Raw genomic sequence first — 26,531 nt, forward strand, 5'->3', positions numbered from 1 at the left:
GTGATCCGGCTCCGGTCGTGATCAGCTCGGGCTCTGGACGTCCGGCGAGGCCGCATCCTGGCCGACGGACGTGGCGAGTTGGGCCGCGTTGCGCTGCACGCGGTGCAGCAGATCGGTCAACTGGGTGCGTTCGGCGGCGCTGAAGCCCGCGTACAGGCCCTCCTCGACGCGTTCCTGCACCGCCCACAGGGCCGCGACGGCCTGCTCCCCGTCGCGGGTGATCATGACCCTGTCGTCCTGGTCGGTGAGGTAACCGCGTTCGCGCAGCGGCCCCAGCAGCGCCTGGAAGTCTTCGGCCCCGACGCCGATGTCGCGGTGCAACTGCCGCAGCGGGGCGCTGCGTTCGCAGGCCAGGACCATGAGCAGGATCACCTGGGCGCCGTCGAGGTCGCCGATCTGTCGCAGGTGCGCATCGAGAGCCTGCTGAACCAGGTGGGAGGCCGCCGTCAAGTTCCGGCCGAGGGTGTCACGGATGCGGTCGGTCAGCATGGTCAGGATCATCCTCATCCGTAGTTCGTAGATGCTGATGCCGGTCGCGACACCGACGTTGAGCGACTCCACCGCACCGGCCATCGGAATCTGCACCACCAGGTCAGCCGCGTCCCGGACGGCATCACTGACGCCGTCGGTCTCGTTGCCGACGACGAGAGCCACCTTGCGGCCGCGCAGCGGTGCCATCGACTGCAGATGGGCGCCCCTCGGACTGGTCACCACGATGTGGAACCCGGACCCCCGCAGAGCGTGCACCGCGCGGGCGGGGTCGGCGAAGCGCCGCACCCGGCAGTCCAGTACGGCGCCGCGTGCCGCGTCCAGGACGCGGCGGGAGGTCAGGTCGGTCGCCTCGTCCGTGAGGACGATGTCCCGCACCCCCAAAGCGCGTGCCGTGCGCACGATCGTGCCGAGGTTGCCCGGGTCGGCGACCTGCTCGCACACCACGGCGAAGTCGCCGTACGCCTCGCCGGCCGGGGCCTCAGCGGGCAGGACGGCCACGGCGAGCCAGTCGACCGGCTTCGCCCCGCCGGTGACCTTGCGCAGCAGCCCCTCCCGCACCGCGTGGACGGGCACACCGGCGGCCTGCAACTTCTGTGTCAGGCCTGGGGTGTGGGAACCCGCGGAGGACAGCACGTACTCCAGGCGTGCTCCGGCGGTCACGACCTGGCCGATCAGCCCCTCACCCACCACCAGGCAGCGGCCCGCGGCCAGCCGCCCGGAACGGGTGGCCAAGGTACGAGCCTCGACGATCCGGGCGTCCTTGATCGAGTCGATGACATCCATGATCGTCCACCGTAGTCGGCACCGCGGAGCCTCCGCACTCGGCTGACGAACCCAGGAGGCGGTTCCCCCCCCCGGGGGAACGGCTCAGCGCCCTCAGTCCGTAGACGTGTTGTCCCGGTGGCCCGCCGACGTGTCCCGGTCGAGCGCACGCAGCGCGAACCACAGCTCCATGCGGACGTCGGGGTCGTCCAGATCGGTGTCGAGCAGGGCGGCGGTCCGGGCGATGCGTTGGCGGACGGTGTTGCGGTGGATGCCGAGCGCGGTCGCCGTGCGGTCCCAACTGCCGTGCAGGGAAAGCCAGTTGTGGAGGGTGGTGCGGAGCTGCGGGGCGCCGTCCAGCGGGGCGAGGAGGGCCCGGGCGTGCTGGCGGGCGTCGTCGGCGGCGACGAGTGAGGTGATGCCGTGCGGGCCGGGAGCGTGGGGGCGTACCAGGGGGGAACGGGTGGCGAGGGCGCGGCGCAGGGCGGCGGCGGCATGCCGGTCGGCGGCCGGCAGCTCCGTGACGGGGGCGGGTGGGCTGACGCCGAGCGTCCAGCCGGGCTGCGCGGTGATCTCCCGTTCGGCGGGGATCAGGGCACGGACGGGGCGGTCCGCGTCCGGGGCGGCCGGCGGGCCGGATCCGGTGCCGGGGGCCGCCGTCCGCTCCGGGCCCGGGTCGATCAGCGGGGTGCCGAGCGCGGCGGCCAGGCCGGCGGCCGGCTGTGTCGTGTCCCGGCGGCGCTCGGCGTGGACGACGGACCACAGGCGCGGGCCGAGCAGCGGGGCGGCCTCGTCCGGGCGGGCGCCGAGCAGCAGGCGGACCAGGGCCGCACAGTGCCCGGCCGCGGCCGGACCGGGCTCGGTGGCCGGGCCGGTGATCAGGGAGAGCAGTACGGCGGCGACGCCGGCGATGGTGTGCGCGGGCGGGTCGTGCGGGTCCGCGGCCACGGTCAGGGCGAGCGCCTGCGGGCCGTGGCCGCGTCCGGTCAGGGCGTAGGCGGACAGCGAGGCACCGGGGAGGGTGTTGGTCGCCGAGGACGGGCCGCCGGACCCGACGATCTGCGCGAGGCGCCCGGCCGCGGCCCGGACGGCGGGGGTGGGACGAGGGCCGGCCGAGCCGTGCACCGCGCCGTCCGGGGCGAGCAGCGCGGTCCAGCCGTGCACATGGCGGGCCAGGGCGCGCAGCACCGCCGCGGCCGGCTCGGGGCGGGCGGCGGCCGCGGCCAGTGCACGCTGCGCCTCGCTCAGCCGGGTCAGCTCGCGGTGCCTGGCCTGCGTGACCGCCTGCCATACGGCGCTCTCCACCGCCGTGAACGGGGTGCCTGCCGGGACCTCGACCAGCGGGAGGCCGTGCCGGTCGCAGGCCGCCACCAGGGCGGGCGGGACGGTGTCGTGCACCGGCGCGATCCCGAAGCCGAGGGCGGCGGCACCGGCCGCGACGGTGCGGGCGGCGTAGCCGTCGAGGTAGGCGTCCACGGCGGGGGCGCCCCCGCTGACCTCCGCCAGATGTACCCCCGCCGTCAGCAGCATCTCGCCGCCCAGGAGGTACGGCACCGGGTCGGCCATCTCGGAGGTGTGCACCCAGTGGATGGCGACGCCCTCGCGGGGCCCGGCCAGCTGGCGCAGGCCCAGATCCGTCCGGGCGAGCAGCTCCGCGAGCGGCACCGGCGGGGTGGACGGCGGGGGCAGAGGGGGCGGCATGTGCGAACCATCCACATCGGCGGGCGGTGAATGGAGGAAACGTACACTTCAGCGTCGCCTTTCCGGCTCCTAGGGTCAACCCACGCGAGGCGCGGCGCTCGGCGAGACCCCCGCTCACCGGGCGCCCGCCGCGCCCTCCCCCACGCCCCGTTGCTCCCGTCTTCTCTCGCTCCTCTCCCTCCTCCCCTCGGTGCAGCTGGAAGGGATGGCCCATGGCTGTCGACTATGCGGTGATCGTGCTCTATTTGGCCGGAATGCTCGCGATGGGCTGGTGGGGGATGCGGCGCGCCACATCCAAGAGCGACTTCCTCGTCGCCGGGCGCCGCCTCGGCCCGGCGATGTACTCGGGCACCATGGCGGCGATCGTGCTCGGCGGCGCCTCCACCATCGGCGGGGTGGGGCTCGGCTACCAGTACGGCCTCTCCGGTGCCTGGATGGTCTTCGCCATCGGCCTCGGACTGCTCGCGCTGAGCGTCTTCTTCTCCGCCCGGATCGCCCGGCTGAAGGTCTACACCGTCTCCGAGATGCTGGACCTGCGCTACGGCGGCGCCGCCGGCCTCATCTCCGGCGTCGTCATGTGGGCGTACACGCTGATGCTGGCGGTCACCTCGACGATCGCCTACGCGACCATCTTCGATGTGCTCTTCGGCCTGGACCGGACGGTCTCGATCGTCCTCGGCGGAGCCATCGTCGTCGCGTACTCCACGCTCGGCGGCATGTGGTCGATCACCCTCACCGACATGGTCCAGTTCGTCGTCAAGACGATCGGGGTGCTGCTGCTCCTGCTGCCGATCGCCGTCGTCAAGGCGGGCGGCTTCGGCGCGATGGCCGACCGGCTGCCGCACGACTACTTCGCCCCGCTCGGCATCGGCGGCCAGACGGTCTTCACCTATGTGCTGATCTACTCCTTCGGCATGCTGATCGGGCAGGACATCTGGCAGCGGGTGTTCACCGCCCGCAGCGACCGGGTCGCGCGCCTCGGCGGCACCGCGGCCGGTACGTACTGCCTGGTCTACGCCCTGGCCGGGGCGGTCATCGGCACCGCTGCCAAGGTGCTCTACCCGCATCTGGGCAGCCCGGACGACGCGTTCGCCACCATCGTCAAGGACACGCTGCCGGTGGGCGTGCGCGGACTGGTGCTGGCGGCGGCGCTGTCCGCGGTGATGTCCACCTCCTCGGGCGCGCTGATCGCCTGTGCCACGGTCGCCCACAACGACATCTGGTCGCGGCTCAAGGGCGCCGCCCGGGCGCGGCGGCACCCGGCCGCGGAGGCCGCGTCCGGAGCGGCCGGCGGCCCGCAGGGCGAACGGAACGAGGCACCCGACGAGGTGCGCGGCAACCGCCGCTTCACCCTGCTGATGGGCCTGGCGGTCATCGTCATCGCCAGCGCGCTCAACAACGTCGTCGAGGCGCTCACCCTCGCCTACAACCTCCTGGTCGGCGGCCTGTTGGTGCCGATCCTCGGCGGGCTGCTGTGGAAGCGGGGCACCGCCGCCGGCGCGCTCGCCTCGGTCGCGGCCGGCGGGCTGACCGTCATCGGCCTGATGGTCTCGCTCGGCGTCCTCGCCAATGAGCCGATCTACTACGGGCTGCTCGCCTCGCTCGCCGCATACGTGGCCGTCAGCCTGGCCACCCGTCCCACGGACCAGGCGGTGCTGACCGTCTGGCGGGAGCGGCTGGCCGGCCGGGCGGACGAACCGTCGTCCCCCCTGTCCCGCGTCTGACGACGTACGGCCGCCGGGCCGTACGACACCCACCTCCCCACCCATCACGAAACGGAGAGCCGACCGCAGATGAGCACGAGCACCACCGAACCCGTGCCGGAGCAGGCGAAGCGCACCGGCGGCGATCTGGTCGTCGAGTCGCTGACGGCCCTGGGCGCAGACACCGTCTTCGGGCTGCCGGGCCAGCATGCGCTCGGGGTGTTCGACGCACTGCGCCGCTCCGCACTGCGCTACGTAGGGCTGCGGGTGGAGAACAACGCGGGCTTCGCCGCCGATGCGTACGCCAGGGCCACGCACGGGGTCGCACCGCTGCTGGTCTCCACCGGCCCCGGCGCGCTGATGACGCTGGCCGCGCTCCAGGAGGCGGCGGCCGGCTCGGCGGCCGTCCTGGCCGTCGGCAGTCAGGTGCCGCTGGCCGGGATGGGCGGCGGCCGCCACGGCTATCTGCACGAACTCACCGACCAGAGCGCCTCGTTCCGGGGCGTGGTCAAGTCCGTCCACATGGCGCGTACGGCCTCCCAGATCCCCTCCGCGGTGGCCGCCGCCTGGGAGTCGGCGCTGAGCACCCCGCACGGGCCGGTGTGGCTGGAGATCCCGCAGGATGTGCTGCTGGCGGAGGTCGATGTCCCTCCGGTGGCCGAACTGCACGTCATGCCAAGGGAGTTGCCGCCGCGGCCGGAACTGATCGCGGCCGCGGCGAGCCGGCTGACCGAGGCCCGGCGGCCGGTGATCCTGGCCGGCGGCGGAGTCGTACGGGCCGGGGCGGAGGCGGAGCTGCTGGCGCTCGCCGAGCGGCTGCGGGCGCCGGTGGCCACCACCTTCGGCGGCAAGGGCGCCTTCCCGTGGGAGCATCCGCTCTCCCTGCAGTCCTGGCTGGAGGACCGCCACACCACGGCCTTCCTGGAGGACGCGGACACCCTGCTGGTCGTCGGCTCGGGGCTGGGCGAACTCTCCTCGAACTACCACACCTTCCGGCCGCGCGGCCGGGTCATCCAGATCGAGGCGGACCTCGGCAAGCTGGAGTCGAACCATGCCGCGCTGGGCCTCCACGCGGATGCCCGGGCGGCGCTGGCCGCGTTGGTCAAGGAGGTGGGCCAGCGGGAGCCCGCGGCCGCCGGCAGCGCCGGGGCGCCCGCTTCCGAGGCGGCCGGCAGCGCCGGGGCGCCCGCTTCCGAGGCGGCCGGCAGCGCCGGGGCGCCCGCCCCCGAGGCCGCCGTGTCCGCCCTCCTGGCGCGCGTCCGCGACCGGATCGCCGGGCAGCAACTCGACCTGGAGCAGCAGCTCCTGGCCTCGGTGCGGGAGGCCCTGCCCGACGGGGCGGTCAGCTGCTGGGACATGACGATCCTCGCCTACTGGGCCTGGTCCGCCTTCGACCCGCGGGGGACCAACGCCCTGCACTCGGCGCAGGGCGCCGGGGGCCTGGGCTACGGCCTCCCGGCGGCCCTGGGGGTGGCCGCCGCGGACCCGGCGCGGCCGGTGCTGGCGGTCTCCGGCGACGGCGGCGCCATGTACTCGCTCGCCGAACTCGCCACCGCCCGGCAGTACGACGCGCCGGTGACCTGGCTCATCGTGGACGACGGCGGCTACGGCATCCTGCGCGAATACATGACCGGCGCGTTCGGCGCGGCCACCGCCACCGAACTGGCCCGGCCGGACTTCGTGGCGCTGGCCGAGTCGTTCGGCGTGCCCGCGGTCCGTACGAGCCCGGAGCACCTCCGTACGGACCTGGCGGCGGCGCTGGCGGCTCCCGGCCCGTCGGTCGTCGTCCTCCCGGCCCGCCTGCGGATGTTCGCGCCGACGCATCTGGACGCCTGACGGGCGGGGCGCGGGCGGAGGTTTCGCCGCCTCGCCGCCTGGGGACGAAGCCCGTACCGAACCAAACGGGCTGCCCATCCCTTCTCGGGGGTGTGCAGCCCGTCGTGTTGTGGTGACGTGCGGTCTGTGGCCATGGCTGTGGCTGTGGTTCGTGGTGCCCCGGACAGGGATCGCCGGACCTGTGCTGCTCCCGTGCGGGGCCTGCCAGGCTCGGGGCGGCCCCGACCGAAGGGGTCCACATGAGTACCAGCATTCAGTCACCGCAGCAGGAGCTGCTGCAGACCACGTTCCTCTCCGGCGAGGCGCAGGCGGCCGCCCTGGCCGGGGAGGTGGGCCGGGCGGCGGCGCAGATCTTCCTCGCGACCACGACCATCCCCGTCGGCACCAACCCGGTCGGGCTGGCGTTCATCCCCAACGGCGACCTCTACGTCACCAACTCCGGGTCGAACAATGTGCAGACCATCGACACCGCCACGGACACCGTCATCGGCGCCGCGATCCCGACCGGCACGGTACCGGTCTGGCTGACCGTCGCCCCCAACGGCAGCGCCTACGTCCCCAACAACGTCTCCAACACCGTGACGGTGATCGACACCGCCACCAGCATGGTCATCGCCACCATCCCCCTCAGCGGCGGCCCCGCCGCGGCGGCGGTCATCCCCAGCGGCAACGTCTACGTCAGCCGCTTCACGGCGAACAGTGTGCAGGAGATCGACACCACCACCAACACCGCCGTCGGCGCCGCGATCCCCACCGGCAGCGGGCCGGTCGGCATCGCGGTCGCCCCCAACGGCAAGGCCTATGTCGCCAACCGGAACGCGAACAACGTGACGGTGATCGACACCGCCACCAGCACCGTCCTCACCACGATTCCCGTCGGCTCCGGGCCGGACTTCGTGGCGATCGCCCCCAACGGCAACGCCTATGTCGCCAACATCAACTCGAACAACGTGACGGTGATCGACACCGTCTCGGACACCGTCGTGGGCGCCCCGATCCCCGTCGGCACCAACCCCTGGGGCATCACGGCCGGCGCCGACGGCAACGTCTACACGGCCAACCGGGGGTCGAACGACGTCTCGGTGATCGACAGTGCCACCAACATGGTCATCGGCGTCCCGATCCCCGTCGGCAACCAGCCGATCGCCCTGGTGGTCGCCCCCAACAACAAGGTCTACGTCACCAACATCGCCGGGGCCAATGTCAGCGTCATCCAGTTCGACCCGACGCTGACCAGCATCAGCCCCACCAGCGGGCCCGTCGCGGGCGGCACGCCGGTGACGATCAACGGCACCAACCTGACCGGGGCGACCGTCACCATCGGAGGCAACCCCGCCACCGGCGTGATGGTCAACTCCACCGGAACGCAGCTCACCGCGATCACTCCGCCCGGGGTGGCCGGTCCCGCGGACGTCACCGTCACCACTCCTGCCGGCAGCGCCACTCTGGTGGGCGGCTTCACCTACGTGGCGCCCACCCACGCCACCTCGCTGACCGCGACCCCGGCGCTGACGAAGCTGTTCCCGCCGCACGTGTACTTCCCGTTCCTGACGGCCACGCTGACCGACACGGTCACCGGCCTGCCGGTGCCGGGCCAGACCATCGTGTTCCACATCGGCAGCAACATCATGGGCACCGGCGCCACCGATGCCCAGGGCACCGCCCGGTTCAACGAGACGCTGCTGTTGCCGCTGATCCTCCTCAACGGCGGCTACGACGCCACCTTCGCCGGAGCGACCACCCCGACGGCCATCCTGTCCCCGTCCAGCGCCCACGCGGGGGTCATCGAACCCTGACCCCGGTCCGGTCACCGGCCGGCTGAGCCCGCAAGCGTGCGGCCGGCCCGGTCGTGGGCAGTTGTCCACGACCGGGCCGGCCTTCGTGCGGCAGCGGTACGGCGACCGGTCCTACGGCCCGCCCGCCCCCACCCGCCCCTGCAACAGCCGGGACAGCGCCGCATGGACGTCCTCGACGGAGCGGTCCGGCTGGAAGGACTGCCAGTCCAGGGCGGCCACCAGGACCATGCCGAGGAGGGCGGAGGCGGTGAGGGAGATGTCGAGTTCGGCGGAGAGTTCGCCGGCGGCCACGGCGTCCCGCAGGACGGACTCGACGACGGTCAGGGCCCGGCCGCGGACGGAGGTGAGGGTGGCGCGCCAGGTGCGGTTGGTGCGCCACAGTTCGGCGACGTAGAGCTGCATCAGGGCGGGGGAGCCGGCGATGAAGTCCAGACCGGCCCGGATCATGGCGTCCAGGGCGTCGACCCGGGTGCCGCCGGCGGCCACCGTGGAGTCGGCGGCCCGGCGCAGCGAGCCGGCGAGCAGGTCCATGCCGTCCCGCAGCAGCTCCTCGTAGAGGACGTTCTTGCTGGCGAAGTTGTAGTAGACGGTGCCCTTGGCGACGCCGGCGCGGTCGGCGATCTCGTCGACGGTGGTGGCCGAGAAGCCCTGTTCGGCGATGAGGACGACGGCGGCGTCGAAGAGCCGGCGGCGGGTCGAGGCACGCCGGGGGGCGGGGTCGGCCCCCGGGGCGGCGCCGTCGCCGGCACCGCCCCGGGAGACCGGGAGCACACTCACAGGCTCAGTTCCGGGTGCAGATCCTTCATCCGTACGACCTGCCGGCCGCGCGCCGTGAGGGCGGTCAGGGCCAGCGCGCCGAGGGTGAAGGCCACCAGGACACCGCAGCCCTGCCAGACGATGCCGAGGTCACCGCCGGTGATCAGCCGGCGCAGGCCGTCGACCACGTAACTCATCGGCAGGAACGGGTGGATGGCGGCGAAGAACCCGGGGCTGGTCTGCACCGGGTAGGTGCCGCCCGCCGAGGTCAGCTGGAGCATCAGCACGATCAGGGTCAGCACCCGGCCGGCCGGTCCGAAGAACGCGCCCAGCAGCTGGATGATGGCGGTGAAGCAGGCCGTGGCCAGCAGCAGGAAGCCGACGGTGCCGGCCGAGCGGGCCATCTGCAGGCCCAGGCCCCAGTGCAGGACGGCCATCAGGGCCAGCACCTGTACGACGCCGACGGCGTAGGCGGGCAGCCAGGAGCCGAGGGTGATCCGCCAGCCCGGGGCGCCCGCGGCCAGGGCCCGCTTGCCCAGCGCCGGGAGCAGCATGAACGCGACCATCGCGCCGACCCAGAGGGAGAGCGGGATGAAGTACGGCGCCAGGCCGGTGCCGTAGTTGGGCGCCTTGTGCATCGACTGGGAGGCCAGCTCGACCGGGTCGGCCATCACCTCGGTGCGGGCGTCACGGTCCTTCTTGTTGTAGTCCGGGATCTTGGCGACGCCGCTGTGCAGGCCGTCGGCCAGCTGGTTGGTGCCGTCCTTGAGCTTGAAGAGACCGCCGGTGAGCTTGGTGGCGCCGTCCTTGGCGGTGCCGACGCCGCTGTGGACCTTGCCGGCGCCGTCGGCGACCTTGCCCGCGCCGTCGGCGAGGGTGCCGATGCCGTCCGCGAACAGCCCCGCGCCCTGCGAGACCTTGTGGGCGCCGGCGTTGAGCGCGTTGATCTGACGGATCGCGGTGTCCGCGCGCTGGGCGATGCCCGGTGCCTGCTCGGCGACCATCACCGCGCCCTGGTGCACCTCGTGCAGCTTGCTGCGGATCGGCCCGAAGTCCGCCCCGGCGATGGAGTCGTTGACCTTCTCCGCCGCGTCGGCGGCCACCTTGCTGCCGTCCGCGAGCGCCTTCAGCTTGGTGCAGTCGGGGTCGGTGTCCAGCAGCCCGCCGCAGCGGTCCTGGTAGATCTCCGCGGCGTTGTCGGCGTTCTTGCGGGCCTGGGTGGCGGCCTTCGCGGAGTCGCCCGGCAGGGTGTCGAGGACGTCGTCGAGGGTCTCGGTGGCGTTCGCGACGAACTGCGCGCCCTCGCCGATCTCCTTGCCGTGCTTGCGCAGGTAGGGCAGGTCCTTCTTGGCGATGCCGTGGACCTTGTCGGCGAGCTGCTGGGTGCCGTCGGCGACCCGGCCCGCGCCCGCGCTGAGCTCCTGGGCCTTGGCGACGGCCGAAGAGGCGCCCTTGCTCAGGTCACCGGCGCCCTGACTGACCTTGCCGGCGCCCTCGTTGAGCTTGCCGAGGCCGTCCGCGAGGTCCCCGGAGCCCTTCTTGGCCGAGCCGACCCCCTTGTCGACCTTCCCGGCCCCGTCCGCCGCCTTGGCGGTCTGGTCGTGCAGGTCCGAGAACGACACGAAGATCTTGTCGAGCATGGCGCGCGACGAGCTCGCCGAGGTCTTGGCCCGGATCTCGGAGAACACCGACCTCGAGATCGAGCCGACGACGTAGTTGTTGGCGTCGTTCGTACGGACCTTGAGCGCGCCGGTCTGCGGGTCGTCGCCCGAGCTGGAGGCGATCCGCTTGCTGAAGTCCTGCGGGACGGTCAGCGAGAGGTAGTACGTGCCGTTCTCGACGCCCTTGGCGGCGTCCGCGGCGCTGACCTCCTCCCAGTGGAAGGTCTTGCTGTCCTTGACCTTGTCGGCCAGGTCGTCCCCCGCGGTGATCTTCTTGCCGTCGGCGGTGGCGCCGCGGTCCTCGTTGACGAGGGCCACCGGGATCTTGTCCAGGCGGCTGTAGGGGTCCCAGAAGGAGCACAGATACAGCGCTCCGTACAGCAGGGGGATCAGCGTCAGGGCCACCAGGCCCAGCCGGGGCAGCTTCCCCCGGCCGAACCGCCGGAGCTCAAGCGCGGCCAGTCTCGGCGAACGCATGCGCTGCTTCCTCCTTGTCGGTCTCGTCGGTGTGGGTGCCGCCTGCCGTGCCGGAGCCGTCAGCGGGCGCGTCGGCCTCGGCCTCGGGCGCCGCGTCGGCCTCGGTGTCGGCAGGCGCCGCCTCGGTCTTGGCCGCGGTCGTCGGTGCGGGCGTGGTGCGTACGACCAGGGCGTCCGCGGGGGCCTCGCTGCCGGCGGCCACGATGGTGGTGCCCGCCTGCGCCAGGTGCCGCAGCATCTGCCAGGCCTCGGCGCGTTCCTCCGCCGACAGCTTGAGGTCGACATCGTCGACGGCCAGCAGCTGCGGGCCGTGCATGATCCCGAGGGCGACGGAGAGCCGCAGCGCCTCGATCCGCTCCAGGTCCCGCACGGCCGTCCCCAGACCCTTGACGAGGGTGCCGGGGTCGAGCCGGACGGCCGCGAGGGCGGCGTCGATCCGGGCCCGGGTGGCTTCCTTGTGTCGCTTGCCCCAGGGGAGCGAGGCGCTCAGGCCCTGGAAGCGGTGGCCCAACAGGGCCTGTTCCTTGAGGTGTTCGCCGACCGTGAGGGCCGGTTCGAGTTCGACGACGCCGGGTACATGGGCGATGGCGGTACGGCTGCGCACCGTGCCCATGCGCTTCGGGAGCGGGAGTCCGGCGACCGTCGCCTCGCCCGCGGTGATCCGCATCCGGCCGGTGAGGGCCAGCAGCAGGCAGGTACGGCCGGAACCGGAGGAGCCCTGGACGGCGATCAGCGCGCCCGGCTCCGCGGTGATGTCGATGCCCTGGAACGCCCACCCCCGTGGGCCCTCCACTCCTATTCCTCGGGCGTTGACGGCCGCCCCCTGGCGGGTGGTGTTCACGAACACCCCTCCCCTTTGATCTGACTGGTCAGTCTAAAAGTGTAGCCGCAGGGAGCTCGCTGACCAATCGGGGGCCCGGAACGAAACCGTTGGTGACCAAGTGCGGCGGATCCCGTGACCTGAACGGCGGATACGTCCTAGGGTGCCGTGCAGGCGGGGGCCTGATGATGTTCAAGGTGATGTCCGTTCCGCATGCCATGACGCGGTACGGACGCGCACGTCACAACGGAGAACCATGGATCATTCGGCACAGCACCCCGTCGACCGGCCGCCGCGGGACGAGGCGGAGCGGCGGCCCCGGCCTGCCCGCCGCTCGCGCAAGCTGGTCGCCCCGCTGCTCGCAGGGGCCCTGGTCGCGGTCCTCGCACCCGTCTCGGCCTCGGCCGCGGCGCCCGAGCGGGTGCCCGCAGGAGGCCCGCCAGCCGGTGGCGCTCAACAGGAGCCCTGCCTGGACGGCGACGGCGGCGACGGCTGGACCGCCACCTCCACCAAGATCGACCCCAAGGGCGGCTACGACGCCTACGTCGGCAACGGGTACCTCGGCGCGCGGGTCGCACCCAACGGCACCGGCTACGCCGCACCCGGCGGCAAGACCGGCTGGCCGCTGAAGACGCCCGCCTACGACGGCGCGTTCGTGTCCGGGCTGTACGCCAAGGGCCCCAAGGACGTGCAGGGCCGGCAGGCGATCGCCGCGATACCCACCTGGTCCACGCTCGACGTGGCCACCGGCGGGGCCCGCCCCGACACCTTCTCCTCGGCCACCGCACCCGGCCGGATCTCGAACTACCGCCAGTCCCTCTCCCTGCGCTGCGGCTTCGTCCGTACCTCGCTGACCTGGACGGCCGCCGACGGGCGCCGCACCGACCTGGTCTACGACGTGCTCGCCGACCGCAACGACGCCCACACCGGCGCGGTCCGGCTGCGGATGACGCCCCACTGGAGCGGCGCGGCCACCGTCACCGACGGCCTCGACGGCCGGGGCGCCCGCCGCATGGCGCCGTCCGCCGCCGGCGGCTCGCACAAGGGCCGCACCATGGACGTCGGGTTCCGCACCGACGGGACGAACACCGACGGCACGGTGGCCTCCACCCTGCGGACCGGGCCCGGCGTGCAGGCACAACAGCCCCGCCAGGAGCCGCAGAAGGACAAGCTGAGCAACCGCCAGCGGGTGTCCTTCCCGGTCCGCAGCGGCCGCTCCTACGAGCTGACCAAGTACGTCGGCGTGGACACCGCGCTCACCTCCCGCTCCCCGCGGGCCGCCGCCGACGCCGCCTCGCGCCGGGCCGCGGCCCGCGGCTGGGACGCCCTGTTCGCCCGGCACACCGCCGCCTGGCAGCGGCTGTGGCGCAGCGACATCGAGGTCAAGGGACAGCCCGACATGCAGTCCTGGGTGCGCTCGGCGCAGTACGGACTGCTCTCCTCCACTCGCGCCGGCAGCGACAACAGCATCGGCCCCACCGGCCTGACCAGCGACAACTACGCCGGCGAGGTCTTCTGGGACGCCGAGACCTGGATGTACCCGGGGCTGCTCGCCACCCACCCCACGCTCGCCCGGTCCATCGTCGACTACCGCTACAAGACCCGCGCCGGGGCCCGCGCCAACGCCAAGAAGCTCGGCTACGACGGGCTGTTCTACCCCTGGACCAGCGGCAGCAAGGGCAACCTGTGGAACGAGTGCCACAGCTGGGACCCGCCGCACTGCAAGACCCAGAACCACCTCATGGGCGACATCTCCCTGGCCGCCTGGCAGTACTACCTCGCCACCAAGGACACCGCCTGGCTGAAGTCCCGCGGCTGGCCGGTCCTCAAGGGAATCGCCGAATTCTGGGCCTCCCGGGCCACCCGTAACGCCGACGGCAGCTACTCCGTCAAGAACGTCGCCGGGCCCGACGAGTACAGCAACGGCGTCAACGACGGGGTCTTCACCAACGCCGGCGCCGCCACCGCGCTGCGCAACGCCACCCGCGTCGCCGGGATCCTCGGCGAGAAGGCACCGGCCTCCTGGAAGACCATCGCCGACAAGCTGCGGATCCCCTACGACAGCAAGAAGAAGATCTTCGAGCAGTACGCCGGGTACAAGGGCACGACCATCAAGCAGGCCGACACCGTGCTGCTGATGTACCCGCTGGAATGGCCGATGTCGAAGGCGCAGGCGGCCCGCACGCTGGACTTCTACGCCGGGCACACCGACCCGGACGGCCCGGCCATGACGGACTCCGTGCACGCCATCGACGCGGCCGCCATCGGCGAGCCCGGCTGCGCGACCTACACCTACCTCCAGCGGGCCATCAAGCCGTTCGTCCGCGGGCCGTTCAAGGAGTTCTCCGAGGCGCGCGGCAACAAGGCCGGCGCCACCGACCCGCACGCCGGCAAGCCCGCCCAGGACTTCCTCACCGGCAAGGGCGGCTTCCTGCAGACCTTCACCAACGGCCTGACCGGGCTGCGGCTGCGGGAGAACGCGGTGCACCTCGACCCGATGCTGCCGCCTCAGCTGTCCCAGGGCGTCACCCTGCGCGGGCTGCACTGGCAGGGCCGGACCTATGACATCGAGATCGGCGCGCACCAGACCACCGTGCGGCTGACCGCCGGGGCACCGATGAAGATCGAGACGCCCGAGGGCGACAAGATCGTCAGCCGGGGCGTGCCGGCCGTCCTGAAGACCCGCCGCCCGGATCAGACGCCGACGTCGAACGCGGCCCGCTGCACCACGGCCACGGCGACCTCGGAGGAGCCCGGCCTGTACGCGGGCGCCGCGCTGGACGGCAACACCACCACCGCATGGGTGCCCAACGCCGCCACCGGCACCCTCACCGTCGACCTCGGCCGGCCCACCCTCATCGGCCAGATCACCCCGCACTGGACCGCGACCCGCCCGAAGTCGTACAACGTCCAGGTCTCCCGGGACGGAAAGCACTGGACGGGCACCGGATACTCGGGCCGGACCACGGCGCGCTACGTACGGGTCACGGTCGAGGGCGACCGGACCCCGGCGGCCGGCGGCAAGCCCAAGCCGCATCCGGGAATCACCGAGCTGACCGTGCAGCGCCTGAAGTAGCCCGCTGCGCCGCACCCGGCGACGGCCCCGCCCCGCACCCGCGGGACGGGGCCGTCGCGCTGCCCGCACCGGCGCGCGCCCGGCCCCGCGGCCGCCGGAAATGTCACGGCGGGATGAAATCCGCCGCCGGCGGTGTTGGGCCATGCGGTAAGTGTCGAGGCGCGGGAGGCACCGGGTGGCGGGGACGGACAGGAAACCAGTGGGCTGGGCGCGGCGGCTGACCCGCGACTGCTGGCAGTACAAGAAGGACGTGCTGCTCGCGCTGGGCTCCTCGCTCGCCGGCATGGCGGTGCTGGCCCTGGTCCCGCTCGTCCCGCGGCTGATCATCGACGACGTCATCGTCCGGCATACGCGCCCCCTCGGCCCCTGGGCCGGCCTGCTGGTCGTCGCCGCGGTCGTCGTCTACGTCCTCACCTACATACGCCGCTTCTACGGCGGCCGGCTCGCCCTGGACGCCCAGCACGATCTGCGCACCCGGATGTTCGCCGCGATCGCCCGGCTCGACGGCCGGCGGCAGGACGAGCTGAGCACCGGCCAGGTCGTCGGCCGCGCCACCAGCGACCTCCAGCTGATCCAGAGCCTGCTGTTCATGATCCCGATGATGATCGGGAACGTCCTGTTGTTCGTGATCTCGCTGGTCGTGATGGTGCTGCTGTCCCCGCTGCTCACCGTCGTCGCGCTGGCCGTCGCCCCCGCCCTGTGGTTCATCGCCCGCCGCAGCCGCACCCGGCTCTTCCCCGCCACCTGGTACGCCCAGGGACAGGCGGCCGCCGTGGCCGGTGTCGTGGACGGTGCGGTCTCCGGCGTCCGGGTCGTCAAGGGCTTCGGGCAGGAGGAGCAGGAGACCGGCAAGCTGCGCGAGGTCAGCCGCCGGCTGTTCGCCGGCCGGCTGCGCACGGTCCGGCTCAACGCCCGCTACACCCCCGCGCTGCAGGCCGTCCCCGCGCTCGGCCAGGTCGCGATGCTGGCCCTCGGCGGCTGGATGGCCACCCAGGGCCACGTCACCCTCGGCACCTTCGTCGCCTTCTCCACCTACCTCGCGCAGCTGGTCGGACCCGTCCGGATGCTGGCGATGATGCTGACCGTCGGCCAGCAGGCCCGGGCCGGCGTGGAGCGGGTCTACGAGCTGATCGACACCGAACCGGCCCTCCAGGAACGGGCGGACGCCCACCCGCTGCCCGCCGACGCCCCCGCCACCGTCGAATTCGACCGGGTGACCTTCGCCTACGCACCGCCGCACCGCGGTGACGACGGGGAGCCCGCGGCGGCAGGCCCGCTCCGCCCCGTTCTTGACGAGTTCTCGCTGCGTATAGAGGCCGGCGAGACCGTCGCCGTGGTCGGCACGTCCGGCAGCGGCAAGTCCACCGTCTCGTTGTTGCTGCCCCGCTTCTACGACGTCACCGCGGGCCGCGTCCTGATCGGCGGCCACGACGTACGCGAGCTGACCCTGGAGTCGTTGCGCGGCGCCATCGGGCTGGTCCCGGAGAGCAGCTTCCTGTTCTCCGACTCCGTACGCGACAACATCGCCTACGGCCATCCGGAGGCCACCGACGCGCAGGTGCGTGCCGCGGCCCGCGCCGCCCAGGCCGACGGCTTCATCTCCGCGCTCCCCGAGGGCTATGACACCAAGGTCGGCGAGCAGGGCCTGACCCTGTCCGGCGGTCAGCGGCAGCGCGTCGCCCTGGCCCGCGCCCTCCTGACCGACCCCCGGCTGCTGGTCCTGGACGACGCCACCTCGGCGGTGGACGCCCGGGTCGAGCACGAGATCCACGAGGCGCTGCGCGGCGTCATGGCGGACCGTACGACCCTGCTGATCGCCCACCGCGCCTCCACCCTGGCGCTCGCCGACCGGGTCGCCGTCCTCGACGGGGGACGGCTGGTCGACATCGGTACCCAGGAGGAGCTGGAGAGCCGCTGTGCGCTCTACCGCAGACTGCTGACCGACCCGGAGGAGCTGGGCGGCGTCGAGCACGACCCCGCGGGCGAACTGGCGGGCGAACTGGTGGGCGCCTTCGACGCCGAATTCGCCACGGACTGCGTGCCGGAGTGGGGGACGGACGCCGCCGAGGCCGACGGCGGAGCGGACGGCAGGTCCGGCACGATCACCCCCGAGCTGTGGGTCCGCCGTGAGCAGGAGGCCGAGGCGGGCGCGGCCGGGACGGCTGCCCGCTCGGCGGCCGGCGCCGGGCCCGGCCTCGGCGCGGCAATGGCCGGGCTCTCCTCCTCGCCCGAACTGCTCGCCCAGGTCGCCGCCCTGCCGCCGGCCACCGACACCCCCGACATCGACGAGGACCGGGCCCTGCGCCCCGAGCGCTCCTACGGCCTGCGCCGGCTGCTGCACGGCTTCGGCCGGCCGCTGGGGTTCGCGCTGGCGCTGGTCGCCGTGGACGCCGTCGCCGGACTGCTGCTGCCGGTCATGATCCGGCAGGGCATCGACGAGGGCGTCCGGCGCGGTGCGCTGATCGGGGTCTGGACGGCCGCCGCGCTCGCCCTGTTCGTGGTCCTCGCCCAGTGGGCCGCGCAGATCGGTGGCAACCGCATGACCGGCCGCACCGGCGAACGGGTCCTCTACTCCCTCCGCCTCAAGATCTTCGCCCAGCTCCAGCGCCTCGGACTCGACTACTACGAGCGCGAACTGACCGGCAAGATCATGACCAGGATGACCACCGACGTCGATGCGTTGTCGACATTCCTGCAGACCGGCCTGGTCACCGCCCTGGTCTCGGTACTCACCTTCTTCGGCATACTCGTCGCGCTGCTGGCCATCGACGTCCAGCTGGCCCTGGTCGTCTTCGCCACCCTCCCGCCGCTCATCATCGGCACGTACTTCTTCCGCAAGCAGAGCGTCAAGGCGTACGAACTGGCCCGCGAGCGGATCAGCGTCGTCAACGGCGACCTCCAGGAGAGCGTGGCCGGACTGCGGATCGTCCAGGCGTTCCGGCGCGAGCACAGCGGCGAGGAGCGGTTCACGGCCCGCAGCGACGCCTACCGCCGGGCCCGGGTCCGCGGCCAGTTCCTGATCTCGGTCTACTTCCCGTTCGTCCAGCTGCTGTCGTCCGTGGCGGCCGCGCTGGTGCTGATCGTCGGCGCCGACCGGGTCGGCAACCACACCCTGACGGCCGGTGCGCTGGTCGCCTACCTCCTCTACATCGACCTGTTCTTCGCCCCCGTCCAGCAGCTCTCCCAGGTCTTCGACGGCTACCAGCAGGCGTCCGTCTCGCTCGGCCGCATCCAGCAGCTGCTGCGCGAGCCGACGACCACGCCCGCCGCCGAGCGGCCCCGCGAGGTGCCCGCGCTGCGCGGCCACATCACCTTCGACGACGTCCACTTCCACTACGGCGGCGGGGAGGCGCCGGCGCTGGCCGGCGTCGACCTGACCATCCCGGCCGGCCAGACCGTGGCCTTCGTCGGCGAGACCGGCGCCGGCAAGTCCACCCTGGTCAAGCTGGTCGCGCGGTTCTACGACCCGTCCGCGGGAGCCGTCCGGATCGACGGCACGGACCTGCGCGAGCTGGATCTGACGGACTATCGCCGCCGCCTGGGCGTGGTCCCCCAGGAGTCCTACCTCTTCGCCGGCACGGTCCGCGACGCCATCGCCTACGGCCGCCCGGACGCCACCGACGCCGAGGTGGAGGCCGCCGCCCGGGCCGTCGGCGCGCACGCCATGATCGCCACCCTCGACGGCGGCTACCTCCACGAGGTCGCCGAGCGCGGCCGCAACCTCTCCGCCGGCCAGCGCCAGCTGCTGGCGCTGGCCCGCGCCGAACTCGTCGACCCGGACGTGCTGCTGCTCGACGAGGCCACTGCGGCGCTGGACCTCGCCACCGAAGCGGTCGTCAATCAGGCCACCGACCGGCTGCGCGCCCTCGACTCCGCCCGCTCGGGTGACGGCCCGTCCGCCCGCAGCCGCACCACCCTCATCGTCGCCCACCGCCTGACCACCGCGGCCCGCGCGGACCGCGTGGTGGTGCTCGACCGCGGCCGAATAGCCGAGGACGGCACCCATGCCCAGCTCCTGGCCCACGACGGGCGTTATGCGGAGCTGTGGCGCACGTTCACCGGCGAGGAGGAGGAGCTCGCGGCCTGAGGCCGCGTGACCGGGCCCGCCGTTGCGCGGGGGCGGGCGGCTCCCTGCGCCCGGTCCCGTCCGCTGCCTGCCCGGCTTCCTGCGCCGAGGTCCGTCCGCTGCCCGCCCCGGCCGCGGCCGTCCGGAGGATCCGCCGGATGGCTCCGAGGGCTGGTGGCGCCCGACATGCGCCGATAGGTTCAGCCCGACCTTTGCTATCCCAAGGGGAGGGTGCATGCGCAAGGCCACCAGATGGCTGCTGTCACTCGCCGTGCTCATAGGCACGGTGGGCGGCGGCAGCGTGTCGGCAGGAGCGGCCACCGCCGCCGAGCCGAAGACCGAGGACATCAAGGACCGGATCCTGGCGATCCCGGGCATGAGCCTCATCGAAGAGAAGCCGGTAGACGGCTACCGCTACTTCGTCCTGAACTACACCCAGCCGATTGACCACCGGCATCCGTCGAAGGGGACGTTCCAGCAGCGGCTGACCCTGCTGCACAAGTCGGTCGACCGCCCGACGGTGTTCTTCACCTCCGGCTACAACGTCAGCACCACGCCGTCCCGCAGCGAGCCCACCAAGATCATCGACGGCAACCAAGTCTCTCTGGAGTACCGTTACTTCACCCCGTCGCGGCCCACTCCCACGGACTGGAAGAAGCTGAACATCCGGCAGGCCGCCGACGACCAGCACCGCATCTTCCAGGCGCTGCACCGTATCTACGCGAAGAACTGGATCGACACCGGTGGCAGCAAGGGCGGCATGACGGCCACCTACTACCGCCGCTTCTTCCCGCACGACATGAACGGCACCGTCGCCTACGTCGCGCCCAACGACGTACGCAACGACGAGGACTCCGCGTACGACCGGTTCTTCAAGCACGTCGGGACCGCGCAGTGCCGCGCCGACCTCGCCGCCATCGAGCGCGAGGCCCTGCTGCGCCGCAAGGAGATGGTCGGCCGCTTCCAGGACTGGGCCGACGAGAAGAAGCAGACCTTCAAGACCGTCGGCAGCGCCGACCGGGCCTACGAAGTCATGGTCACGGACCTGGTGTTCGGCTTCTGGCAGTACCAGCCGGCCGAGACCGCCTGTGCCGAGGTCCCCAAGCCGACTGTCTCCACGGACGGGCTGTGGGCGTGGATGGACAAGGTCGGCGGCTTCGACAGCTACACCGACCAGGGCATGGAGCCGTACACGCCGTACTACTACCAGGCCGGCACCCAGCTGGGGGAGCCCGGCTACGCCTACCCGAACCTGGCCGGCCTGCTGAAGTACCCCGGGATCAACAACTCGCGGTCGTTCGTGCCCAAGGACATCCCGATGCGCTTCGACACGCGCGCGATGCCCGACGTCGATCACTGGGTGCGCCACCACGCGAACCGGATGATGTTCGTCAACGGGCAGTACGACCCGTGGAGTTCGGAGCACTTCGAGCTCGGCCGGGGCGCCCGGAACTCGTACGTCTTCACCGTGCCCGGCGGCAACCACGGCTCGAACATCGCCAAGCTGAAGGAAGCCGACCGCACCAAGGCCACCGCCGAGCTTCTCGACTGGGCCGGCGTCCCGGCCCCGGGCGGCGAGGCCAAGCCGCTGGCGCCGTTCAACAAGCAGCTGGACAGGCAGGAGATCCGGCGGATGCCGCTGCTGCGGCCGTAGGGCCGTAGGGCCGTAGGGCAGCGGGGCCGTAGGGCAGCGGGGCCGTAGGCCTCGGCCCGCTGGACCGCAGGGCCGCCGAGATCGCTGACACGGCGCGCTCTTCCCCGGGTGGGGAGGGCGCGCCGTGTCCGTGCTCGTGTCCCGGCCTCGCTCAGTACGACAGGCCGTGGCCGATCCGGTAGAGCGCCGTGGTCGGGGTGTCGGCACGCATTATCGGGACGGGCAGTCTGCCCGCCGGGTTCCGCCGGCCGGCGATCACCCGGGCCGCCGCCCGCAGCTCCACATCCGTCCAGGAGTAGCTCGCCAGCGCCGCCCGCACCCCGGCCAACTGGGCGATGTCGTAGGGATTACGGACCGCCAGCTGCACCACCGGCTTACCCGTGGCCAGCAGCGCGGCGACCAGCTTCCGCTGGGGCGAGTCCGCGGTCACGTTGTAGGTGGCCACCACCACCGCGTCCCGCGCGGCGAGCGCCGCCACCGCCTCGTCGATCTGCTGCCGGCCCGGCGACAGGCCCGTGGACAGCGCGGTGGCGGTGAAGCCGAGCTCGGTGAAGGCCTTCGCCAGGACCGTGGTGGGCGGGCCGCCGGTGCCGGACGGCGCGGCCGCGTCGAAGCCCACCACCAGCACCCTGCGCTCCCGGCGCCGGGACAGCGGCAGGATCCCGGCGTCGTTGCGCAGCAGGGTGGTGGTGCGGTCCGCGATCCGGTCCGCGGTGGCGAGATGGCTGCGGATACCGACGGCCCGGTCCACCGCCCGGTGGGTGGTGTAGGGGTTCGCGAAGAGCCCGCGCCGGTCCTTGAGCAGCAGGATGCGCATCAGCTTCGCGTCGAGGTCCCGCTCGGCCAGCTCACCGTCCGCGAGCGCCTTGAGGACGGCGGCGTGCGCGACGGCCAGGTCCGGAGGGTTCAGCAACTGGTCGACACCGGCCTTGAGGGCGAGCACTGGCACCCGGGCGTCGCCGTATTTCACCCGTACGCCCTGCATGCCGAGGGAGTCGGTCACGACCACACCGTCGTAGCCGAGGCGTTCGCGCAGAATGCCGGTGAGGATCGGCCGGGAGAGGGTGGCCGGGTCCTCGCGCGGGTCGAAGGCGGGCACGACGATGTGCGCCGTCATGATCGAATCGATGCCGGCGGCGATCGCGGCCTTGAACGGCGGCGCGTCCAGCCGCTCCCACTCCTCGGCCGTGTGGTGGATGTACGGCAGCCCGACATGGCTGTCGGTGTCGGTGTCGCCGTGGCCGGGGAAGTGCTTGGCGCAGGCGGCGACCCCGGCGCCCTGATAGCCGGTCACCTCGGCGGCGACCATACGGGCCACGGCCTGCGGGTCCGCCCCGAAGGAGCGGACGCCGATGACAGGGTTGGCGGGGTTGACATTCACATCGGCATCCGGCGCGTAGTCCTGCCGGATGCCCATCGCGAACAGCTCCTCGCCGGCGATCCGGCCCGCCGTACGGGCGTCGTCGCGGGAGCGGCCCGCGCCCAGCGCCATCGCCCCGGGGAACAGCGTGGCGGGCGCCCCGACCCGGGCCACTATGCCGTGTTCCTGGTCGGTGGAGATCAGCAGCGGCACGGGCACGCGCTGGGCGGCGGCGGCCTTCTGGATGCCGTTGGAGAGGTCGGCGATCTGATGCGGCTCACGGGTGTTGTGCGCCCAGCCGAAGTAGATGATGCCGCCGACGTGGTACTTGGCGATCAGCTCCGCGGCGTTGGCGACCCCGATCTCCTTCTGGTTCGCGGCGACATCGGCCGGGTCGGGGTCGGTGGCGGAATGCCCGTAGATCCGCATGACGAAGAGCTGGCCGACCTTTTCCTCCGGAGTCATACGGGAGATCAGGCGGCGCAGCCGGGCCCGGGTGGCGGGGGAGGGGGGCCGGTGCCCATGGGGGGACGCCGCGGCGTGCGCGGGGGCGGCGCCCGCGGCAGCGGCGGCGGCTGCGGCGGCCGCGGTGGTCAGGACGGTACGTCTGGAGTGCATCTGCGCTCCTTCCGGAGGGCTTCCTCGGCTCTGTGAAGGAAACTTCCAAGGAGACACGGATAGCCGGAAAACTATTGTCGGTCAATGACTCCTTCCGTGGTGGCGCCCAGGGATTGCGGGGCGGGCGGGGATGTGTGATGGGGCGTCAGGGGGGGAGGGCGGGCGCGCTCCCTGCGGCGGGGCGGGGGAGGGTGCGCTTCGCCTGTGGCGGGGCGCGGGGCGCGGGGCGCGGGAGGGGTGGCGGTCCCTCTGCGGCCGGGCAGGGCTAGGAGCCGGCGTCGGGCTCCTGGAGAGGAGCGTCGCTCCCCCTGCGGCCGGGCGGGGGTCAGGACCGGGCGGCGGACCCGGACAGGAGCCGCTGAAGGTGTGCGCGGCCCGGGGCCAGCAGGTCGGGGAGGTCGGCCGCCTGGGGGTACCAGCGCTTCTCGTACTCCCAGCAGAGCCAGCCGCCCGCCCCCTGGTCGTAGCTGCCCTCGGGAGCCGGCACGGGGCCGTGGGCGTCCTCGGGGTCCCGGATGAGGGTGCCCAGGACGGCCGCCAGCGGCAGGGCGCCGGCACCGAGCGGGAGCGGGGCGCGCTCGTCGGCCGAGGCGACATCCTTGACCTGCACATAGCCCAGATGCGGGGCGAGTGCGGCATGGGTGTCGACGGGCTCCTCGCCGCCGAGCCAACTGTGCAGCACGTCCCAGAGCGCCCCGATCTGACGATGCCCCACGGGGCCCAGAATGCGGGCTGCGTCCGCGCCCGTGCGGTGGGAGTCATGGGTCTCCAGCAGGACCCGGACGCCCCGTTCGGCGGCGAGCGGGGCCACCGCGGCGAGCCGGCGGGCGGCGTCCGCATCCGCCTCGGCCGCCGGGCGGTCACCGCCGCCGGGGAAGACCCGGACGTACGGCGCCCCCAGATCCGCCGCGAGCAGTACCAGCTCGCTCAGCTCGTGCGCCAGCTCCTCCTCGCCCGCCGCATCCCGGGCGGCCGCGACCCTGGCGTATCCGGCCACCGCCAGGATCTCGACCCCGGCGTCGGCGAACTGGCCGCGCACCGCGGCGCGTTCCCGCGTCCCGAGCAGCGGATGCACCGGCTCCTCCGGATGGGCCCGCAGTTCCACCCCCTGATACCCGGTGTCGGCCGCCAGCCGCAGCACCTCCGCCACCGGCATCCCCGGCACACCGAGGGTCGAGAAGGCGAATCGCATCGCCGGGGTGGAGCCGTCCGTGTCGCCCGTGTTGACCATGCCTGCGCTCCTCCTGGTCGCTGATGTTCTCCCGTTCTCTCCCCGTCCTTCCCCCCTGCCCCGATGTCCCTGCCCTCATTGCGCCGGGTGAGCCGCCCGGCGTGGCACGACGGGCCCGCGGGCCGGCACCGCCGGAGATACCGGGGGCCGCCTCCGCCCCGGTCAGAGCGTCAGCCGCCAGTCCTGTCCGACCAGGTCCTGACCGAAGCTGTGGTGTGCCGACTCGGCGACCAGCTCGAATCCGGCCCGCTGGTAGATGCCGCGGGCCGCGTCGAGTATGGAGTTGGTCCACAGCACCATCTCGTCGTACCCGGCCTCGCGGGCGAACTCCACGCAGGAATCGATGAGTTGACGTCCCACGCCATGACCGCGGGCGCTCGGCTCCACCAGCAGCAGCCGCAGCCGGGCGACCCCCGGCCTGCCGTCCCGTACACACATCACGGCGCCCGCCCGCTCCCCGTCCAGCTCCGCGATCCAGGTGCGGTCCCACTGCGGGTCGAAGGCCTCGGCGTACTCCGCCACGATCCGGGCCACCAGCGCCTCATAGCTCAGATCGAAGCCGTACTCGTCGGCATAGAGGGCGGCGTTGCGCTCCACCATCCAGCCCAGGTCACCGGGGCGGGCGGTGCGCAGCGTGATCCGGGGTGCCCGGGCGTCGGCCAGGTCCTCCGCGTCCTCGCCGAGCAGGACGCGGATGGCCCGCATCGAGTGCAACAGGCGGGCCCGGTCCGCCGCGGAGAGATCCGTCAGCAGGGTGCTCGCGGCTTCCTGGGACCCCTGCTCCAGCAGCCCGGCCGCCTCCCAGCCGAGCGGGGTCAGCATGATGCGCTGCCGGCGGCGATCCTCTTCGGATCGAACGCGGGTGATCAGCAGGCGGTCCTCGAACCCCCTGAGCAGCCTGCTGAGATAGCCGGCATCCAGCGAGAGAGTCACCCGGAGGTCCGCGGAGTCCACCCGCTGGCGGCGGGCGAGCTCGTACATGACCCGGGCCTCGGTGTCGGTGAACGGTGTAGGGAGATGTCGGCCGTAGTCGAGCGAGCAGACCAGGTTGACCCAGAAGCGGTTGAATCTGCGCAGCTCATGGAGGTCGGCTGAGGGGTCGCGCGGGGTGTCGGCCGTCGTATCCGTATCGGGTGGTGTGGTCATCGGCCAGCCCATCGTTGACTGAGTCATCGTTTGACTGGGTCAAGGATAAATCTCCTGGGCCGATCTGCAAGCCCCCCGTTCTGCCCCGATTGCACCGCCTTCTCCCGCGCCCCCGCCGCCCCCAGCCGGCCCTCGCCGCCCCGCCACGCATGCTGGCGCCCCGGCCGGAGAAAGCGCTTACTGGGTCCGGATGCCTACCTGCGGTGAGCGAGAGGGGCCGGACCGTGACACGCACGACCGTACGCATCGCCATGAACGGTGTGACCGGGCGCATGGGATACCGCCAGCATCTGGTGTGCTCCCTCCTGGCCCTGCGCGACCAGGGCGGCCTCGCACTCGCCGACGGGACGGTGATCCGGCCGGAGCCGGTGCTCGTCGGCCGCTCCGCGCCCAAGCTGCGGGCCCTGGCCGCACGCCACGACGTGAAGCACTGGAGCTGCGACCTCGACGCCGTACTGGGCGACGACGGCATCGGCATCTACTTCGACGCGCAGGTCACCGCCGCCCGCGAAGAAGCAGTGAAGAAGGCGATCGCCGCCGGGAAGCACCTGTACGTCGAAAAGCCCACCGCCATCGGCCTCGCGGGCGCGCTGGAACTGGCCCGGCTGGCCCGGGAGGCGGGCGTCAAGAACGGCGTCGTCCAGGACAAGCTCTTCCTGCCCGGCCTGCGCAAGCTCCGCCGCCTCGTCGAGGGCGGCTTCTTCGGCCGCATCCTGTCCGTACGGGGCGAGTTCGGCTACTGGGTCTTCGAAGGGGACTGGCAGCCGGCGCAGCGGCCCTCCTGGAACTACCGCGCCGAGGACGGCGGCGGCATCGCGGCCGACATGTTCCCGCACTGGGAGTACGTCCTGCACGAACTGTTCGGGCCGGTCCGCAGCGTCCAGGCGCACGTCGCCACGCACATCCCGCGCCGCTGGGACGAGTCGGGTACCCCGTACGCCGCCACCGCCGACGACGCCGCCTACGGCATCTTCGAGCTGGCCGGTGGCATCGTCGCGCAGATCAACTCCTCCTGGGCGGTCCGGGTGCACCGCGACGAACTCGTGGAGTTCCAGGTGGACGGCACCGAGGGGTCGGCCGTCGCCGGGCTGCGCCACTGCCGGGTGCAGCACCGCGCCGGCACGCCGAGGCCGGTCTGGGACCCCGACGTCCCGGCCTGTGAGCCGTTCCGCGACCAGTGGCAGGAGGTCCCCGACAACGACGGTTTCGACAACGGGTTCAAGGCGCAATGGGAGCTGTTCCTGCGGCATGTCGTACGGGACGAGCCCTGGCGCTGGGACCTGGCGGCGGGCGCCCGGGGCGTCCAGCTCGCCGAACTCGCGCTGCAGTCCTCGGCGGAGGGACGCCGCCTGCCGGTACCGGAGCTGAGCCGGTGA

The 26,531-nt window shown here is 72.6% G+C and carries 15 protein-coding genes; 7 read left to right on the forward strand and 8 right to left on the reverse strand.

Going from position 1 to position 26,531, the window contains the following annotated elements; translation table 11 throughout:
• Positions 1-21: 21 nt before the first annotated feature.
• Complete coding sequence (locus CPH93_RS22345; RefSeq protein WP_096213861.1) at positions 22-1,275, reverse strand: TrmH family RNA methyltransferase; 1,254 nt, start codon at positions 1,273-1,275, stop codon at positions 22-24.
• A gap of 93 nt (positions 1,276-1,368) precedes the next feature.
• Positions 1,369-2,955 carry a PucR family transcriptional regulator gene (locus CPH93_RS22350; RefSeq protein WP_096213862.1) on the reverse strand — a complete coding sequence of 529 codons (1,587 nt, stop codon included), beginning with the start codon at positions 2,953-2,955 and terminating at the stop codon, positions 1,369-1,371.
• A 212-nt stretch (positions 2,956-3,167) separates the two neighbouring features.
• Here CPH93_RS22350 and CPH93_RS22355 point away from each other — a divergent pair, with 212 nt between their 5' ends.
• The 3 genes from CPH93_RS22355 (at position 3,168) to CPH93_RS22365 (ending at position 8,290) form a co-directional block, all read left to right on the forward strand.
• Positions 3,168-4,679 carry a sodium:solute symporter gene (locus CPH93_RS22355; protein ID WP_096213863.1) on the forward strand — a complete coding sequence of 504 codons (1,512 nt, stop codon included), beginning with the start codon at positions 3,168-3,170 and terminating at the stop codon, positions 4,677-4,679.
• 69 nt (positions 4,680-4,748) lie between these two features.
• A complete protein-coding gene (locus CPH93_RS22360) occupies positions 4,749-6,494 on the forward strand; it encodes a thiamine pyrophosphate-binding protein (protein ID WP_096213864.1) in 1,746 nt (581 codons plus the stop codon).
• Between the two features lie 239 nt (positions 6,495-6,733).
• On the forward strand, positions 6,734-8,290 hold the full coding sequence (locus tag CPH93_RS22365) for a virginiamycin B lyase family protein (protein WP_096213865.1): 1,557 nt from the start codon (positions 6,734-6,736) through the stop codon (positions 8,288-8,290).
• 111 nt (positions 8,291-8,401) lie between these two features.
• On the opposite strand, the gene CPH93_RS22370 is transcribed toward CPH93_RS22365, so the two are convergent.
• From CPH93_RS22370 to CPH93_RS22380, 3 genes are read right to left on the reverse strand one after another with little or no spacing between them, the layout of a single operon-like run.
• Positions 8,402-9,067 (reverse strand): TetR/AcrR family transcriptional regulator, encoded by a 666-nt coding sequence (locus CPH93_RS22370; RefSeq protein ID WP_093483335.1) that lies wholly within the window; start codon positions 9,065-9,067, stop codon positions 8,402-8,404.
• Positions 9,064-11,184: a YhgE/Pip domain-containing protein gene (locus tag CPH93_RS22375; RefSeq protein ID WP_096213866.1), complete on the reverse strand. Its 2,121-nt coding sequence runs from the start codon at positions 11,182-11,184 to the stop codon at positions 9,064-9,066. The genes CPH93_RS22370 and CPH93_RS22375 overlap by 4 nt, the downstream gene beginning before the upstream one ends.
• Positions 11,156-12,025 (reverse strand): ATP-binding cassette domain-containing protein, encoded by an 870-nt coding sequence (locus tag CPH93_RS22380; protein WP_096215540.1) that lies wholly within the window; start codon positions 12,023-12,025, stop codon positions 11,156-11,158. The genes CPH93_RS22375 and CPH93_RS22380 overlap by 29 nt, the downstream gene beginning before the upstream one ends.
• A gap of 235 nt (positions 12,026-12,260) precedes the next feature.
• Between CPH93_RS22380 and CPH93_RS22385 the strand changes: the two genes are divergently transcribed.
• The 3 genes from CPH93_RS22385 (at position 12,261) to CPH93_RS22395 (ending at position 20,800) form a co-directional block, all read left to right on the forward strand.
• A complete protein-coding gene (locus tag CPH93_RS22385) occupies positions 12,261-15,080 on the forward strand; it encodes a discoidin domain-containing protein (RefSeq protein ID WP_096213867.1) in 2,820 nt (939 codons plus the stop codon).
• Positions 15,081-15,255: 175 nt separating this feature from the next.
• Positions 15,256-19,167: an ABC transporter ATP-binding protein gene (locus CPH93_RS22390; RefSeq protein ID WP_096213868.1), complete on the forward strand. Its 3,912-nt coding sequence runs from the start codon at positions 15,256-15,258 to the stop codon at positions 19,165-19,167.
• Between the two features lie 214 nt (positions 19,168-19,381).
• Entirely contained in the window at positions 19,382-20,800 is a 1,419-nt protein-coding gene (locus CPH93_RS22395) for a S28 family serine protease (protein WP_093483332.1), read from the forward strand.
• A 151-nt stretch (positions 20,801-20,951) separates the two neighbouring features.
• Here the strand turns inward: CPH93_RS22395 and CPH93_RS22400 are convergent, their stop codons facing one another.
• The 3 genes from CPH93_RS22400 to CPH93_RS22410 all read right to left on the reverse strand — a co-directional run bounded on the left by CPH93_RS22400 (position 20,952) and on the right by CPH93_RS22410 (position 25,155).
• Positions 20,952-22,778, reverse strand: a complete 1,827-nt coding sequence (locus tag CPH93_RS22400) for a glycoside hydrolase family 3 protein (RefSeq protein ID WP_096213869.1) — start codon at positions 22,776-22,778, stop codon at positions 20,952-20,954.
• 325 nt (positions 22,779-23,103) lie between these two features.
• Entirely contained in the window at positions 23,104-23,970 is an 867-nt protein-coding gene (locus CPH93_RS22405) for a sugar phosphate isomerase/epimerase family protein (RefSeq protein WP_162501026.1), read from the reverse strand.
• Positions 23,971-24,171: 201 nt separating this feature from the next.
• The gene (locus CPH93_RS22410; protein WP_096215541.1) at positions 24,172-25,155 is read right to left on the reverse strand and encodes a bifunctional helix-turn-helix transcriptional regulator/GNAT family N-acetyltransferase; all 984 of its coding nucleotides are present in this window, start codon (positions 25,153-25,155) and stop codon (positions 24,172-24,174) included.
• Positions 25,156-25,379: 224 nt separating this feature from the next.
• On the opposite strand from CPH93_RS22410, the gene CPH93_RS22415 reads away from it, so the two are divergent.
• Positions 25,380-26,531: a Gfo/Idh/MocA family protein gene (locus CPH93_RS22415; RefSeq protein WP_096215542.1), complete on the forward strand. Its 1,152-nt coding sequence runs from the start codon at positions 25,380-25,382 to the stop codon at positions 26,529-26,531.

Origin of the sequence: Streptomyces sp. 2323.1, assembly GCF_900221035.1 — a bacterium.
Lineage (GTDB): Bacteria > Actinomycetota > Actinomycetes > Streptomycetales > Streptomycetaceae > Streptomyces > Streptomyces sioyaensis.